The following is a 14,749-nucleotide window of genomic DNA, read 5'->3' as shown; positions in this document are numbered from 1 at the left end:
ATGGACTGGCTGGCATTCATTTCAGAAACCGAGGATCGCATCGCTCGTCTTGGCCGCCGCGCTCCGGAGTTGTTCAAGGGGTTTTCGACCATGTCCCGCGCCGCCAAGCGCGAGGACGCCCTGAGCGAGAAGACGAAAGAATTCATCGCCCTCGGAATCGGCATCTCGACGCGTTGTGACAGTTGCATCGGCTTCCATGCCCGCTCGCTCGCGCGGCTCCGGGCCACCGAAGAAGAGGTGACCGAGGTGGTCGAGATGGCCGCCTACATGGGCGGGGGGCCCTCTATCGCCTACGGCGCCAAGGCGCTCGAAGCCTTCGCACAGTTCAAGGCGCAGCAAGACTGCGACAGCGTCTCGTGACTGCCGCGTCAATCAATCCGGGCGCGATCAACCTTCTTGAAACCTGCGCCGGGGTCCGGGCTGGCGAGCGCGTTCTGCTTGCCATTGAAGACCCCGGACACAGGTTCTATTCCGCTGATCTTGCCCCATGCGTGGCGACGGCGGCGCATTCTCTTGGCTGCGATGTCCGCCAGGTGGACACCGGATTTCACCCCGAGGCCCGCAGCATCCCTGCCGAGCTACTTCCGCAGTTTGCCGATGCCGATGCCGATGTCGTGGTGTCGCTGTCGCGCCTGGGCGACCAGCTGCGGTTCGAGACCCCCTCGACAGCGACGCGCACCGTGCAGTGCTATGCGCTCGATGCCCGTACCCTCGCCTCGACTTTCGGAACCATCCCTTACCCGGCGCTCGTGGCCCTGCGCGACCTGACCGACCGCGCCCTTGCCGCCGCAACCGAGATCCGGATCACCTGTGGCCGCGGCACCGATGTCCGCGGGCGCGCACCGCGCGGTCACGCCCCCTCGGACACGCATTGTCTGAGGTTTCCACTATCGGTGTTCTCGCCCATTAGCGCCGAGGGTTTCTCGGGCCGGGTGGCGATGCCGGGATTCCTTACCGGTACCGGTGCGCGCTATTACGACCCGTTCACCGTCACCTTGCCGCCCGAGGTCTTTGCAAATTTCGAGCAGGGCAGGTTCACCGAATTCACCGGGGACGATGCCGGCGCACGGCGCGCGACCAAGCATCTGACGTCCGTCGCCGAACGTTACGGCCTCGACCATCGCGCCGTGCACTCGTGGCACGCGGGCATCCATCCCGGCTGCCGATTCGAGGGGCCAATCGAACGCTCTTACGAGGTCTGGAGCGGCTCTGCCTTCGGAAACCCGCGAATATTGCATTTCCACACCTGCGGCGCCGAACCTCCAGGTGAAATCAGCTGGAACGTGATCGACCCGACCGTTGAAGCCGACGGTATTGCTCTTTGGAAAGATGGCGTCTTCCGTCCGCATCTCCTGCCCGGCGGGGGCGCCATTCTTGACGGTTGCCTAGAGCTGCGCCAGGCGTTCGAGGCGCCTCAACGCGAGATCGGGCTCTAGCGACCAGGCCAAGATGGACACGCTGCGGGCCGGGCAGGAAGACCGGTGTCCATCCGGCAATGATCAGCGGATTGAGTGAGGCAGGAGCACGCCACCGGACCGAGTGCCATGCCGAACTTGGTGATCGAGCACATGGCATCGGCGTTTGGCACTGCCGCATCGACCAAGCCGGCGATGTCCGAGAAGGACGTCGCGACACTGGATCGGGAATCGGATGATCGCGCGCGTCCGGCGATCCCTGAAATGCGAATGCGTCAGAGCGATAGCGATGCTCCGGAAATGCCCCCGGCCTTCTCCCACACCTTCGGGATGTTTCTGACGACTTCGTGAAAAAGTTGATCTGCCGCTCCGGTGCGCGCGTATCCAAGGCACAAAGAAAAAGGAGGAGAAAATGATTTCCAGATCTTCAGTCAAACTGGCATGGGACGTGGTGATGAACGAGCGCCGCAATCCTCTTCGCAGCTTTCCATTGATGACAGCGCATATGCTTATGCAAATCCTCGCATGGATGTGGAGTACGATTTTCGCCGTGGCGATCGGCAGCTATGTGGCGTTCGGAGTTTCGACGATCGGCCACGTTTTCGTGCTTGCCGGGGTCTTTGCCACCTTGGCGGTGTTTCAGCGGGCTGAGCAAGCTGAACCCAAAGCTGTGTAGCACAGGCAAGCGGGTCATCTGGGTGTGGGCTGATGTTGGCGAAGGCCATGGGCCCACAGCCAGGGGCCATTCAACATGCACCCAATGCGCTGCCCCTATCCCGTCAGGGCGGCAAGGAATGTCCTCTGAAATTCCAGCGCCAGGCGTGACAGCGACCGGCCCGGGCGCGAAATCACGCAGGCGGGGACCGAGATTGCCGGGTCGAACGGGCGGCTGGTCAGGGCCATGTTGGGCAAGAAGGTCGAGGTGTGATAATCCACCACGGCGATCCCGTTGCTTGAATGCGCAAGCACCGCCGCCGTGTGACAATAGCGCACCTCTATCTGCGGCGTATAGGGCACGCGCGCGAGGTCAAAGGCGTTCTGCACCATCAGCCCGAGACTCGAGGCACGATCCAGCCCGATGAGATTATGGCCGGCAATATCTTGCGGGCTGACAATCGACAGCGCCGCCAGCGGGTGATCATCGCGCATCAATGCCACCATCCGCTCCCACTGTATGGTGGTCACATCGACGCCGGGATGGCTGTCCAACCCGAGGCAAAGCCCGATATCTGCGGCCCCGATGGCAACGGCGTCAATCACGGCGTCCATCCGCCGCACATCATATTGCACGGTCACGCCGGGACGATCGGCCAGAAAGGCCGAAAGCGCGCCAGGCACCACCGAATGGCCCAGCGGCGGCGTCGCCATGATGCGCAGCTTGCCCACGGTGCCGCCGCGCAGATCCCGCACGCAGGATTCCACCGAACGGAGTTGTTCGAACAGCGGCTCGACCTCCTGGAACAGGCTGCGCGCCTCGTTCGTGGGGATCATGCGCTTTTTCTCGCGCTCGAACAGTTCAAAGCCCAGCTGCTCTTCGAGTTGCTTGATCGCGGTCGACACCGAAGGCTGGGAAATTCCCAGTTCCTCGGCCGCGGCAACCGTGGTTTGCCGCAGCATCAATGTGCCGAAAATTTCCAGCAGGCGAAGCGACAGGTCATTGCGTCTTGCGATCTTCATGCCGCATGTCTAGCGCTTTCAAATTTGGTTCGCCAGCACCGTTCCCATCGCCATCGAGACCGCCGCCTGCGTGGGGTCAATCACCGGAATGCCCAGAACCTGTTCCAGCGGGGCCCGGTGAACGGCCATGCCGGCACAGCCCAGCACCAGCGCCTCGGCCCCGTCCGAGATCAGCGCCCTGCCCACCTCTTGCAGGCGCGTGAAAGTCCCGGTGCCGCGGGCGGTTTCGTCGACCGTCATGTTCAGCGCGCGTTCCCCGGCGATCCGCGACGACACGCCCATGCGCCGCATATAGAGCCGATGCCGCTTTTCCGAGGCTTCCGCGATGGCCACGATCCCGATGCGGTCCGCCCGGCTCAACGCGGTCAGCAAACCGCTTTCCTGAATGCCGAAGACCGGCACGGGCGACACCGAGCGGCAGGCGTCGATCCCGGGGTCCGAGTAACAGGCAATGATAAAGGCCGCGGCATCGCTGCGGCGCGCAATCAGATCGACCAGCGGCAGGACGACCTGATCGGAATGCAGCTGAGATTCGATCCCGAAGGGCCCTTCGGTCAGGGTGACGCATTCAATGGCCGGCCCGCCGGTCAGGCGGAAGGACGCCAGCGCGCGGTCCAGACCGTCGGTCACCGCCTGGTTCGAATTGGGGTTGATGACGACAATCGGGCCGGTCACGAACGCGTCTCCGGCATGATCCGCGCGCCGAAATTTGTCGCCGGGTCAAGCTCGGCGGCCCGGTGACCCGGATAGCCCGTCAGGTCGATCTTATCGCGGGCGACGTATTGGCCATGGCCCGGTTCCGCAACCAGCGCGCCACCATCGATCACCCGCGCGCCCCGCGTCAGAACCGTGACCGGCCAGCCGGTGACGGTCCAGCCTTCGAACGGCGTGTAATCCATGTTGTCGTGTTGATCCTCGACCTTGACCGTGCGGCTTTCCTTCGGATCCCAGATCGCGATGTCGGCATCCATGCCGATGGCGATGCTGCCCTTGGAGCTCAGACCATACAGCTTGGCCGCATTGCTTGCCGAGAGGGCGGCGAATTGTTGCAGGGTGATGCGCCCCTTGGCGACGCCCTCGGAAAACAGCAGCGGCAGGCGCAGCGCGATCCCCGGCATCCCGTTGGCGATCTGCTTGAAGGTGGCATCCGGCCCCTTGGCAAGCTTGCCGCTTTCGTCAAAACGATAAGGCGCGTGATCGGACGAGAACACGCTGAACGTCCCGGCCTGAAGATGCCGCCACAGCGCCTCTTGCGTGGCGCTGTCTCGCAGCGGAGGCGAGCACATGAACTTGGCCCCCTCCATCCCCGGACGATCCAGATCGTCGCGGGTGAGAAACAGATACTGCGCGCAGGTTTCCCCAAAGATCTTGGCACCGGCCATGCGTGCATCGCTGACCAGCGCCGCGCCTTCGGGTGTCGAGACATGCACGATCAAAAGCGGCGCATCCACCAGCTTGGCCAAAGAAATCGCACGGTTGATCGCCTCGGATTCAGCCAGCGCCGGGTGACTGACCGCGTGATAGCGCGGCTGGGTATGGCCGGCCTCGACCAGTCGCTCGGACATCCAGGCGATCATGCCCGAGTTTTCGGCATGAACCATGGTCAGCGCGCCGTTTTCCTTGGCGATGCTTAGAATGTCGAGGAACTGACGGTCATCGATCTTCATCAGGTCATAGGTCATGAAGACCTTGAAGGAGGTGACGCCGCGCCGGAACGCCTCGGGCAGTTCTTCGGCAAGCACCTTCTCGGTCGGGTCCGCCACGATCAGGTGATAGCCATAGTCGATGACCGACGCCCCTTGCGCCCGGCTGTCGTAGAGATCGAGCGTTTCGATCACGCCCATGTTGCGGTGCTGCGCCGCGAAGGGCACGAAACAGGAATTGCCACCGAAGGCCGCGCTGATCGAGCCCGAACGATAATCATCCGCGGTCATGCCCCCTGTCGCGCTTTCCTGCGCGATGTGGCAATGCGCCTCGATCCCGCCGGGCAGAACCAGCTTGCCGGTGGCATCGATGGTGTCGCTGGCCTCCAGCCCGGTGCCAATGGTGGCGATCTTGCCGTCCTTGATCCCGATTTCGGCGCTGTATGTGTCCGCGGCCGTGACAATCGTGCCGTTCTTGATAACCAGATCGTACATGTGCCTATACCGACTTGATGGCGCCACCGTCGCAGCGCACGAGGCTGCCGGTGACATAACTTGCCTGTTGCGAGGCGAGAAAGGCGCAGACGGCGCCGAATTCCTCGACCGTCCCATAACGTCCGGCGGGGATCGTCGCCTTCGAGGCGACGCGGATATCATCAAGCGGCTTGCCGCTTTTGCGAGAGGCGTTTTCGTCCAGCTCGTCGACCCGTTCGGTGTGGATGCGTCCCGGCAACAGCATGTTGACGGTCACGCCATCTGCCGCGACATCGTTCGAGAGCGACTTCGACCAGCCCACAAGCGCCGAGCGGATGGCATTCGACAGGCCAAGATTGGGTATCGGCTGGATCACGCCGGACGATCCGATGGTGATGACCCGGCCCCAGCCCTGCGCCTGCATCGCGGGCAACAATCGGGAGGTCAGCGAGGCCACCGTCATCACCATGGTGTCAAATTGCGCCGCAAGCACGGCGGTATCGGCCTCGACCATACGGCCGGGCGGCGGGCCGCCGGTGTTGTTGACAAGAATGTCGACGCCCCCGAGAAATTCCTCGGCCGCCGCGATCAGCGTGTCCACAACACTCTTAGAGGTCAGATCGGCGACGACGAAATCCGCCTTGCCCGGCCCCGCGGCGTTGATCTCTGCCGCTGCGCGGGCCAGCTTGTCGCCCGAACGCCCGGTCAGAAGCACATGCGCGCCCTCGGCGGCCAGTGCCTGCGCACAGCCAAGCCCCAAGCCTCTGGACGACGACATCACCAAGGCGCGTTTTCCTGCCAGTCCCAGATCCATCAGTTCAATTCTCCCAGTCTCTTTTCCAGACGCGCCATCAACCGCGTCAGCTCCTCGTGGTCTCGTGCGGTCAACGCGGGTCCCGGCGCCCTGACCTTGTTGCTCGCGATGACGCCGCGCCGGCGCAGCACCTCCTTGCGGATCGCAAGGCCGAGACCCAGCTGTTGCTCGTACCGCACCATCGGCAGGTAGGCGTCGAACAGGTCCTCCGCCCCGTCCACGTCGCCGGCCTTGTGCCTTGCGACAACCTGCACCAGCATCTCGGGATAGGCAAAGCCTGTCATCGCGCCATCGGCGCCGCGCTGCATTTCCTGTGCCAGAAACAGCGCCGAGTTGCCGGTCAGGATCGACAGGCGCGGCACATCGGCGGTGCCGGTTTCTGCCCGCACCCGGCTGAGCTTGGTCAACCCCGGCCAGTCTTCGTGTTTCAGCATTACGATCTGCGGATGATCCACGGTCAGGCTCAGAATGGTTTCGACCGAGACCTGCACGCTGGTGGTCTGCGGGTAGTCCTGAAAACAGATCGGCGTGTCTTTCAGCGCCGCGCAGACCTGTGCCATATAGCCTTTGAGCTTGGTCTCGGTGGCCATCCCGGGCTGGGGCGCGACCATCACGCCGCCTGCCCCGGCGTCCATCGCGGTGGCGCTGAGGCGCGCCATGTTGTCCAGCCCCGCGGCCGAGACGCCGACCACCACGGGCACGCGCCCGTTGACCCGCTTGATCACGTGGCTGGCAAAGCTCTGCGCCTCGTCTCCGGCCATCTTGGGCGCCTCACCCATGATGCCCAGGATCGTCATGCCGCTGACCCCGGTTTCCAGGTAAAAGTCCACCATCCGGTCGGTACTGTCATAATCGATGGCGCCGGTGTCGTCGAAGGGCGTCGCGGCGATAATGAAAACGCCTTCCGAATTTCTGTTAATCAGACTAGTCAAATCAGTCTCCGTTGATTTTCGGTCGTGGCGGGATCGAGCGCGGCTCGATCCCCACCAACCTTGCATATTTGTCTGCAAAAAGCTGCGCGACAGGCTGGCCTCCGCCGCAGGCAAGGCGCCAGATATCGGGAAGGATCAGCCCGTCTTGTGCCGCCGCGCAGCTCAGCCCGCCTCGTCGGGCAGGACAACCCCGGTCTGCCCGGTGATCCGCCCGTAATGTTCCACCCGGCGATGGCGGGCAAAGTCGAAGATCGTCCGCTTGCCAAAGTCGCAGAGGTCCATGTCACAGGCATGTACCACCAATTCGTCACCGTCGGTTTCGGCCCGGGCGACGACAAAACCGTTGGGATCCACGATGATCGAGCCCGCCATCAGCGGATGACCGTCCTCGTCGCCGCATTTCGCCACGCCGACTACCCAGGCCGCGTTCTGATAGGCGCCCGCGGTCATCGACAGCTCGGAATGATAAAGCCGCTCTTTCAGGCCCTCGGCGCTGTCCTGGCTGTTCACCGCCGGGGTGTTATAGCCCAGCGTGATCAGTTCAACACCCTGAAGCCCCATCTCGCGATAGACCTCCGGCCAGCGGCGGTCGTTGCAGATGCACATCCCCATCCAGGCATCGAGGTTGCGCCAGACCGGAAACCCAAGATCGCCGGGCTCGAAATAACGCTTTTCGAGGTGCTGAAAGGCGCGTTCAGTGTCGTATTCGGAATGGCCCGGCAGATGGACCTTGCGATACTTGCCGATGATGGTCCCACTGCGGTCGGTCAGAATCGAGGTGTTAAAATACCGGCCCTCCGGCGTCTTCTCCGCATAGCCAAAGGTAATGGCGATGCCATGGCGCTTGGCCGCGTCGAACAGCGGCTGGGTCTCCGCTCCCGGCATCTCGGTCTCGAACCAGCGGTCGACCTCCGCCTGATCCTCCATCCACCAACGCGGAAAGAATGTCGTCAGGGCCAGTTCCGGGAAGACCACAAGATCGCATCCCGCCTCGGCGGCCTGTGCCAGCAGGGCCAGCATCCGGTCCACCACCGCCTTGCGGCTGTCGTCCTTCTGGATGCCCCCCATCTGCGCCGCGCCAATCACGATTTCCCGCATCTCTCGTACTCCTTATTTAGCTCGCAATCCGCCGCTCGAAGTGGCTGATCAGTCGGATCAGCGGCCAAAGCAGCAAGAGGTAGATGCCTGCCGCCAGAACAAGCGGCGAGGCGTTGTAGGTCAATGAGCGTACCAGCCCGGCAGCGTGCAGTATCTCGCCCAGCGAGACGACCGAGGCGAGCGAGGTCAGTTTCACGATCTCGACCATGTTGGACAGCAGGTCGGGCAACACGTTGCGCACCGCCTGCGGCAGGGTGACCCAGATCAGGGTTTGCGCCCGGGTCAGCCCGGTTGAACGCGCGGCTTCGGCCTGACCTTTCGGGACCGACAACAGGCCGGCCCGGAAGATCTCGGCAAAATAGGCGGAATTGTTCAGGAAAAACCCAAGCGTGACCGCCGCGAAGGGCGAAATGCGCATGCCTGCGAATGGCAGGCCCGCATAGATGAAGATCAGCAGCACCAGCGGTGGGATCGCCCGGAACCGATCGACAAAGGCAATCGCGCCCCTGCGAAGAAACCGGTTGCCAGAGACCGAGGCCAGCGCCGCCGCCAGCCCGCCCAATGCTCCCAGCGGGATGACCACGGCACAGATCAACAGCGTCATGCCAAGGCCCTTGAGCACAAGCGGCATGGATTTCGCCATGATCTCGATGTTGAAGAATTGTTGCAGGATCGCGTCCATGCTTCAGCTCCCTGGGCGCGCGAAACGCGCCTCGAGCCAGCGCGAGGCGATGACAAAGGGCAGAAACAGCAGCACATAGGCCACCGCGGCCAGCGTCAGCGGCGAGGCATTGGCGCTGAAGGATTGCGCGGTCGTCGCCTGCCCCAGGATATCCGGCACGCCAATGACCATGCCAAGCGCCGTCATCTTGGTGATTGCGATGGCCCTGTTGGTCAGGGGCGGAATAACCATGCGCACCGCTTGCGGAAGCACCACGTAAAACAGCGCCTGGGTAAAGCCGAGCCCGGTGCTGCGCGCCGCTTCCCATTGGCCCTTCGGGATCGAGGTGATGCCCGCCCAGACGATCTCTTCGGCAAAGGCGGCAAGCACGAGGGTCAGCACGATGAACAAGACGGTAAAGGACGACAGCACCACGCCGATATTGGGCAGACCGAAGAACACGAGCAGGATCAGCACCAGCGGCGGCAGCGCCCGAAAGACATCGGCAAAGACCACGATCAGAAACGAAACCAGCCGGAGCCGATAGGCGCGCAGACAGGCCAGCAAAGCGCCAAACCCGATCCCGGCCAGCACGATCAGCAGCGACAGCACGACGGTCACGCCGGCGCCCTTGAGGATCAGGGGCGCATATTTGGCCAGAACCTCCGGATTGACGAACTGATCGAGAAACAGGTCCATGCGTTTTATCCACGCATCCGCGACAGGAACGCGCGGGTCCGCTCTTGCTCTGGCATGGAAAAAAACCGGTCCGGCGGCCCCTGTTCGACGATGGCGCCGCCGTCCATGAAGACCACCCGGTCGGCGGCCTCGCGGGCAAACTGCATCTCGTGGCTGACCACCAGCATGGTCATGCCCTGATCCTTGACCTCGCGCATCACGTCCAGAACATCGCCCACCAGTTCCGGGTCCAGCGCCGAGGTCGGTTCGTCGAAAAGCATCACGCTTGGCTTCAGCGCCAGCGCGCGGGCGATGGCCACCCGCTGTTGTTGTCCGCCGGAAAGCTGCGCCGGATAATGCCGCGCCCGGTCGGACAGGCCGACACTGCGCAGCGCGGCCATGGCTTCGGCTTCGGCCTGCGCGCGGGACAACTTCAACACCCGCCGCAACGCAAGGGTGACATTTCCCATCGCCGAGAGATGCGGGTAAAGGTTGAAGGACTGGAACACCATGCCGATCCGCCGGCGCATCTTGTTCAGATCAACACCGGGTCCGGTGAGCAGATCACCCTCGATCAAGATCGCGCCGGAATCGGGTTCTTCCAACCGGTTGCAACAGCGCAGCATGGTCGATTTCCCAGACCCCGAAGGGCCCAGGACAAAAACCATCTCGCCGCGCTGAACGTGCAGGTCTATCCCCTTCAGCACCGGAATGGTGCCGAAGGACTTGTGCAAGGCTCGCAGCGACAGAGTGGCCGTGGCCGACTCTCCCCCAGGGGTGCGAGACAGGGTCATATCAGTCGCAACCCGGCGTGTGATCATCCATGGCATAGCCTTCAAAGCCGGGCTGGCCAAAACCGGGCTGCGGCGTGACCGCCGCCGAACCCGAAGCCGGCGTGACGCCGAACCATTTCTCGCTCAGCGCGGCCATGGTGCCGTCAAGCTTCAGGCATTCGATAACGGTTTCGACTTTGTCGCGCAGCGCTTCATCGCCCTTTTTGAAGGGCATGCCCCAGACCAGCCCGGTGGAATACAGGTAGCTGAGCTCGATGGCCGGATTCTGCTTGACCGCCCAGGCGGAGACGGTGTTGCCCGCGACATTGGCAAAGGCGCGGTCCGAGACGACGGCCTGAACCGCATCGCTGTTGGTGCCATAGCTTTCGACGATCCAGCCGATCTCCTCGGCCTTTTCGCGAGCCCAGGAGTCATAGACAGACCCCTTGTTCACCGCGATGGTTTTTCCGCTCAGCTCCTCAAGGCTTGTGATCTCTTCGGTGCCGGCCTTGACCACGAACTGAAAATCCGTGTTCAGGTAGCCTTCGGAAAACAACAGGTTGCCGGCGCGTTCTTCGGTGATGGTCACGGGGGCGACGACGAAATCATAAGTCCCGGCGGCAAGACCCGGCAGGATTCCCGAGAATTGCGTCGCCACGATATCCATCGACACGCCAAGCCGTTCACCGATCTCATTGGCCAGATCGACGTTGAAGCCTTCGATGCCGCCCGACAGTGCAGGCATGGCATGCGGTGCAAATGTCCCGTCCAAGGCGACGGTATAGGTGGTCTCCTGCGCCTGGGCGGCCCCGCCGAGGGCGAGAAGCGTTGCGATGGTACCGAGTGTGAGTTGTCTGGTCATCCGGGCTCTCCTGTTGTGAGTTGCGTCGCTGGAACAAGGGTCTTCACGTCGTCGCCCCTGACCCAGAGACTTGTCAGCGGCGGTTGCAATTAATCGAATTGCGTCAGGGCGTTGCATCTGTCCCTACATCATCGCCTCGATCAGGTACGGCCCGGGCTCGTGTGCCGCGTCGGCGATGGCCCGTTGCAGCTCTGCGGCGTCTTCGATGCGCCGGGCCGGAACCCCCATGCCGCGGGCGAGCGACACGAAATCGAGATGGGGCCGGTCGAGATCCAGCATGTCCAGCGCCGAGCGGCCGGGATTGGCGCCGACGGCGAACAGCTCTTTCTTGAGGATCTCGTAGGTCCGGTTGGCAAAGATCACCGTGGTGACGTTGGCCTGTTCGCGGGCTTGGCTCCACAATGCTTGGATCGTGTACATCGCAGAACCGTCGGCTTGCAGCGAAACGACCGGCCGATCCGGACAGGCCACTGCGGCGCCAAGCGCCATCGGAATGCCGTCGCCGATGGCGCCGCCGGTCAAGGAAATCCACGCATGTGGCGCGGCGGCCCTGGTGGCGCGCCAGATGTCGCGGCCCCCCGAAATGCTCTCGTCCACGACGATGGCGTTGTCGGGCAGCGCATGTGCAATGGCCGCAGCGATCGTGGCCGGAGTGATCGCGCCCGCTGCGGGGCTTGGCGGCAGCTCCACCGGCGCGATCAGCTTGCTGGCCCGGACCCGCTCGGCCAGTGCTGCGATCGCGGCGGGGCCATCCCCGTCCAACCCGGCAAGCGTCATCACCTCGCAGCTTGCGGGCAGCAACAGGCTGGGCTTTCCCGGATAGGCAAAGAAGGCGACCGGCGGCACGGTCTCGATCAATACCGCGCGCTTAAACGGCGCGAGCGTCTCAAGCGCCATGTCGATGGGATAGGGCACCTTGTCGATCCCGGCGCGGCCCGCCCCGCGGTCACATCGGCGGTTCGACGTCGGCGCCAGCACCCGTGCGCCGGTCTTATCCGCGATCCCGTGCAAGAGCGCCACGGCGTCAGGCTGTTCCAGCACGCGGCCCCCCACCAGCAGCACGGTCTCGGCGTCAAGCATCCCGGCGGCACGTTCCAGCGCATGCTCGTCCAGCGGTGCGAAATCGGGCGGCGGCGGTGGCGGCGCGACCACCCCACCCTCATCCCAGCCGATATCCGCTGGGGCGATCAGCGTTGCAACCCGGTTCGGCCGGGCCATGGCGGCGCCCAGGGCCTCCATCGCGTCACGGGCAAAGGTGTCCGGGCTGGTCGCCGTCTTCACCCAATCGGAGAAGGGAGCCGCGGCCCCCGCGACATCCGAAGTCAGCGGTGCGTCATAGCCACGGTGGCGCACGGCGTGGTCGCCCACGAGGTTCAGCATCGGCGACCGCGCCTTGCGCGCGTTGTGCATGTTGGCGCTGGCGTTCGACAGTCCCGGTGCAAGATGCAGCAGCGTCACGGCCGGGACGCCGGCCATTCGCGCATAGCCGTCGGCGGCGCCGGTTACGACACCTTCGAAAAGGCCCAGAACACAGCGCATCAGCCCGGTCCGGTCGAGGGCATCGACGAACTGCATCTCGGAGGTTCCCGGATTGGCGAAGCAGACGCTTACACCCGCCCCGTGCAGGCTGCGCACCACGGATTCGGCGCCGTTCATAGTGGGGTATTCAGTCATGGTTTCTCATGTGTTCGAGCGGCATTCAGCACCGCGAGCCGGTCGCGAAAGGCCGGCGACGGCGCGGCGGCCGTGGTCAATCCGGTGGCGGTGACGGTTTCGGCAAAGTGACAGGCGACGCGCGCCTGGCCCAGCTTGCGCAGCGCCGGCCGCTCGGTCCGGCACAGATCCTGCGCCATCGGACAGCGGGGATGAAAGGCGCAGCCAGACGGCGGCGCGAGCGCGGAGGGCAGATCGCCTTCCAGCGGGGCCCGTGCGGTCTTTTCGCCCGGATCGGGCCGCGGCGCCGCGTCGATCAGCGATCGGGTATAGGGATGGCTCGGCCGGGCAAAGAGATCGGCGGTCGGCGCTTCTTCGACAATCCGGCCAAGATAGACCACGGCCACCCGGTCAGCCATGTGCCGGACGACGGCAAGATCGTGGCTGATAAAGACATAGCCGATGCCGAATTGCTGCTGGAGATCCTTCAACAGGTTCACGATCTGCGCCTGCACCGACACGTCGAGCGCCGAAACCGGCTCGTCGCAGACAATCAGCTTGGGCCGCGTGGCGAGGGCGCGGGCGATGCCCACGCGCTGGCGCTGCCCGCCCGAGAACTCGTGCGGATAACGCTCGGCGTGCCAAGGTTGCAGCCCGCAGGTCTCCAGCAGGTTAGATACTTTCTCGCGCACATCCTTCGCCGTGGCCAGGCCATGCAGCAAAAGCGGCTCGGCCAGCGTTTCTGAAACCGTCATGCGCGGGTTCAACGAACCGAAGGGATCCTGAAAGATGATCTGCATCTGCTTGCGGATCTCGCGCATCTTCGCTTCGGGCTGGTTCAGCACATGCTCGCCTTCCAACCGCACCGATCCGGCCGTCGCCTCGATCAGCCGCAGCAAGGTGCGCCCGATCGTGGACTTGCCGCAGCCGGACTCGCCCACGATGGCCAGCGTCTCGCCCTGCGCCACGTCAAAGCTGACATCCTCGACGGCCCTGACCTGTCCCACCACGCGCCGCAACACGCCGCGGTGGACGGGGAAATGCTTGGTCAGTCCCCGGACTTCAAGCATTGCACTCATGCCGCCACCTCGATCGGCGCGCGCCAGCAGGCAACCGCGTGGCCGGCCGAGATCTCGGTCATCGGCGGATCCTCGGTGCGGCATTGATCGGTGGCCAGCGGGCAGCGGCTGGCGAAACGGCAGCCCGAGAGTGCGGCCCAAGGCGGCGGCACCGAGCCGGGGATCGTCGCAAGCCGCCCGACCGCCGTGTTGATCCGCGGGATCGCCGCCATCAGCCCCACGGTATAGGGATGCTGCGGATCGGCGAAGAGCGCGGCGGTGCCCGCGCGCTCCACCACGCGCCCGGCATACATCACCACCACATCGTCACAGGTCTGCGCCACCACGCCCAGGTCATGCGTCACCAGCATCACGGCGGCTCCGGTGCGGCTCCGAAGATCACCCATCAAGTCGAGGATCTGCGCCTGTACCGTCACATCCAGTGCCGTCGTCGGTTCGTCCGCGATCAGCAGGTCGGGATCGTTGGCCAGCGCCAGCGCAATCATCACCCGTTGCCGCTGCCCCCCGCTCAGCTGGTGAGGATAATCGTCTACCCTGCTGCGCGGCGAAGGAAGCCCGACGAGACCCAGCATCTCGATTGCCCTTTCGCGGGCCTCGGCCGTCGTTAGCGTGGAATGGATCATCAGCGTCTCGACGATCTGCTCGCCGCAGGTATAGACCGGATTGAGCGAGGTCATCGGTTCCTGGAAGATCATCCCGATGCGCGCGCCCCTGAGCTTGCGCATCTCGGACTCGGGCAGGGCCAACAGATCCTTCCCGTCAAAACGTATCTCGCCGCGGGCGTATTTCCCCGGCGGCTGCGGCACGAGGCGCATGATCGACAGCGACGTGACGGATTTCCCGCAGCCGGATTCGCCGACCACGCCCAGCGTTCTGCCCCGCTCGAGCGAGAAAGACACGCCTTGAACCGCGCGCTGCACCGTGCCGCCGGTGTGAAACTCGACGGCGAGGTCATCAACCTCAAGCAGGGGGGGCTGTGACTGGCCCATG

At 64.1% G+C, this 14,749-nt stretch carries 17 protein-coding genes; 4 read left to right on the top strand and 13 right to left on the bottom strand.

Translation table 11 applies throughout. The features are described 5' to 3' along the window. The 4 genes from CVM52_RS00860 to CVM52_RS00845 all read left to right on the top strand — a co-directional run bounded on the left by CVM52_RS00860 (position 1) and on the right by CVM52_RS00845 (position 2,091). Positions 1–360: a carboxymuconolactone decarboxylase family protein gene (locus CVM52_RS00860; RefSeq protein ID WP_100160837.1), complete on the top strand. Its 360-nt coding sequence runs from the start codon at positions 1–3 to the stop codon at positions 358–360. Then, positions 357–1,436: a hypothetical protein gene (locus CVM52_RS00855; protein WP_133119763.1), complete on the top strand. Its 1,080-nt coding sequence runs from the start codon at positions 357–359 to the stop codon at positions 1,434–1,436. Before CVM52_RS00860 ends, CVM52_RS00855 begins: the two co-directional genes overlap by 4 nt. A gap of 108 nt (positions 1,437–1,544) precedes the next feature. Then, positions 1,545–1,766: a hypothetical protein gene (locus tag CVM52_RS00850; RefSeq protein ID WP_100160835.1), complete on the top strand. Its 222-nt coding sequence runs from the start codon at positions 1,545–1,547 to the stop codon at positions 1,764–1,766. Between the two features lie 61 nt (positions 1,767–1,827). Next, on the top strand, positions 1,828–2,091 hold the full coding sequence (locus CVM52_RS00845; RefSeq protein ID WP_100160834.1) for a hypothetical protein: 264 nt from the start codon (positions 1,828–1,830) through the stop codon (positions 2,089–2,091). A 95-nt stretch (positions 2,092–2,186) separates the two neighbouring features. On the opposite strand, the gene CVM52_RS00840 is transcribed toward CVM52_RS00845, so the two are convergent. The 13 genes from CVM52_RS00840 to CVM52_RS00780 form a co-directional block, all read right to left on the bottom strand. Further along, a complete protein-coding gene (locus CVM52_RS00840) occupies positions 2,187–3,092 on the bottom strand; it encodes a LysR family transcriptional regulator (RefSeq protein WP_100160833.1) in 906 nt (301 codons plus the stop codon). Between the two features lie 18 nt (positions 3,093–3,110). After that, positions 3,111–3,767 (bottom strand): aspartate/glutamate racemase family protein, encoded by a 657-nt coding sequence (locus CVM52_RS00835; RefSeq protein WP_100160832.1) that lies wholly within the window; start codon positions 3,765–3,767, stop codon positions 3,111–3,113. Next, complete coding sequence (gene hydA / locus CVM52_RS00830) at positions 3,764–5,230, bottom strand: dihydropyrimidinase (RefSeq protein ID WP_100160831.1); 1,467 nt, start codon at positions 5,228–5,230, stop codon at positions 3,764–3,766. The genes CVM52_RS00835 and hydA overlap by 4 nt, the downstream gene beginning before the upstream one ends. Before the next feature lie 4 nt (positions 5,231–5,234). Then, positions 5,235–6,023, bottom strand: coding sequence for an SDR family oxidoreductase (locus tag CVM52_RS00825; RefSeq protein ID WP_100160830.1), 789 nt, complete (start codon positions 6,021–6,023; stop codon positions 5,235–5,237). Continuing rightward, the gene (locus CVM52_RS00820; protein ID WP_100160829.1) at positions 6,023–6,955 is read right to left on the bottom strand and encodes a dihydrodipicolinate synthase family protein; all 933 of its coding nucleotides are present in this window, start codon (positions 6,953–6,955) and stop codon (positions 6,023–6,025) included. Before CVM52_RS00820 ends, CVM52_RS00825 begins: the two co-directional genes overlap by 1 nt. Before the next feature lie 162 nt (positions 6,956–7,117). Then, the gene (locus CVM52_RS00815) at positions 7,118–8,053 is read right to left on the bottom strand and encodes an N-carbamoyl-D-amino-acid hydrolase (RefSeq protein WP_100160828.1); all 936 of its coding nucleotides are present in this window, start codon (positions 8,051–8,053) and stop codon (positions 7,118–7,120) included. A gap of 16 nt (positions 8,054–8,069) precedes the next feature. Next, positions 8,070–8,735: an amino acid ABC transporter permease gene (locus CVM52_RS00810; RefSeq protein ID WP_100160827.1), complete on the bottom strand. Its 666-nt coding sequence runs from the start codon at positions 8,733–8,735 to the stop codon at positions 8,070–8,072. A 3-nt stretch (positions 8,736–8,738) separates the two neighbouring features. Further along, complete coding sequence (locus tag CVM52_RS00805) at positions 8,739–9,413, bottom strand: amino acid ABC transporter permease (protein WP_100160826.1); 675 nt, start codon at positions 9,411–9,413, stop codon at positions 8,739–8,741. 5 nt (positions 9,414–9,418) lie between these two features. Beyond that, a complete protein-coding gene (locus CVM52_RS00800) occupies positions 9,419–10,186 on the bottom strand; it encodes an amino acid ABC transporter ATP-binding protein (RefSeq protein ID WP_100160825.1) in 768 nt (255 codons plus the stop codon). Position 10,187: 1 nt separating this feature from the next. After that, the gene (locus tag CVM52_RS00795) at positions 10,188–11,027 is read right to left on the bottom strand and encodes a transporter substrate-binding domain-containing protein (protein ID WP_100160824.1); all 840 of its coding nucleotides are present in this window, start codon (positions 11,025–11,027) and stop codon (positions 10,188–10,190) included. A gap of 123 nt (positions 11,028–11,150) precedes the next feature. Then, a complete protein-coding gene (locus tag CVM52_RS00790; RefSeq protein ID WP_100160823.1) occupies positions 11,151–12,701 on the bottom strand; it encodes an acetolactate synthase large subunit in 1,551 nt (516 codons plus the stop codon). After that, positions 12,698–13,759, bottom strand: a complete 1,062-nt coding sequence (locus CVM52_RS00785; protein ID WP_100160822.1) for an ABC transporter ATP-binding protein — start codon at positions 13,757–13,759, stop codon at positions 12,698–12,700. Before CVM52_RS00785 ends, CVM52_RS00790 begins: the two co-directional genes overlap by 4 nt. Continuing rightward, a complete protein-coding gene (locus CVM52_RS00780) occupies positions 13,756–14,748 on the bottom strand; it encodes an ABC transporter ATP-binding protein (RefSeq protein ID WP_100160821.1) in 993 nt (330 codons plus the stop codon). The genes CVM52_RS00785 and CVM52_RS00780 overlap by 4 nt, the downstream gene beginning before the upstream one ends. Position 14,749: the final 1 nt, after the last annotated feature.

Source organism: Pseudooceanicola lipolyticus (genome assembly GCF_002786325.1).
In the GTDB taxonomy this organism is placed as follows: domain Bacteria; phylum Pseudomonadota; class Alphaproteobacteria; order Rhodobacterales; family Rhodobacteraceae; genus Pseudooceanicola_C; species Pseudooceanicola_C lipolyticus.
This window is presented reverse-complemented; position numbering and strand designations above follow the sequence as displayed.